This is a genomic window from Methylobacterium sp. WL18 (assembly GCF_008040015.1).
GTDB classification, from domain to species: Bacteria; Pseudomonadota; Alphaproteobacteria; order Rhizobiales; family Beijerinckiaceae; genus Methylobacterium; species Methylobacterium mesophilicum.
Genome location: NZ_VRVD01001135.1, coordinates 1 through 782, shown reverse-complemented (window position 1 = coordinate 782; position 782 = coordinate 1). Strand labels below are relative to the sequence as shown.

Sequence of the window (782 nt, the reverse complement as noted above, 5' to 3'; positions counted from 1 at the left end):
GTTCCCGGGCGGCGCTGCCGGCGAGGTCGACGGTCTCGCCCCGCACGTCGTCGAGGTCGGGCGTGCCGCACGGGAAGTAGAGCTGGCCGGCATTGGCCGTGTGGGCGCCCATCGCGCCGAGCAGCACCGCGCCGTCCCGGCTCCAGGGCACGATCGCCGCGAAGGCGTTGACCACGCCGGCTTCCGGGCGGCCCCGGTCCCGGTAGGCGATGAAGCTGGAATAGCGGGCGGCAAACAGGTCGACCCGGGCGATCCCGGCCTCGACCGACCAGGCGCGGGCGAGCAGCACGGTGCCGTCGAACATCCCGGGGCTGCGGGCGCGCCGCGCCCGCCAGTGTTCGGCGATCGCCGCCTCGTGGTCCCGGGCGAACGGCCAGTCATGCGCGACGAGTCGCGCCGTGACCCCGGCGAGCCGGGTGATCCGGAAGCCGTCAGACACGCAAGGTACCGTCCGACACGATCACGGCCGAGCCGCCGATCTCCACCGAGCGCAGGGCGCCGGCCGCGATCGTGAGCTGGAGCGCGATGGCGCTCGGCCGGCCCATGGCCTCGCCCTGGCGGATCGCCACGTCGTGGGTGCCCTCGCCCAGGGTCTCGAACTGCATCAGCACCCCCGCGAAGGCGGCGGCCGCCGAGCCGGTGGCGGGATCCTCCGCGATGCCGAGATGCGGCGCGAACATCCGCACCCGCCAGCTCTGGCCCGTCCCCTCGGGGTCCGGGGCGTAGAGGTAGAGCCCGTCCTGCGCCTCCGGGGCCGGGGCGGACCGGGCGGCGTCCAGCGC

Annotated in this window: 1 protein-coding gene and 1 pseudogene; both read right to left on the bottom strand. The window is 75.6% G+C overall.

All coding sequences use genetic code 11. The features are described from left to right. A pseudogene (locus FV228_RS31365) lies at positions 1–439 on the bottom strand (NUDIX hydrolase); the annotation flags it as partial. Next, a partial coding sequence (locus FV228_RS31360; RefSeq protein ID WP_147857933.1) for a PhzF family phenazine biosynthesis isomerase occupies positions 432–782 on the bottom strand: 351 nt, incomplete at its 5' end. The pseudogene FV228_RS31365 and the gene FV228_RS31360, both read right to left, overlap by 8 nt.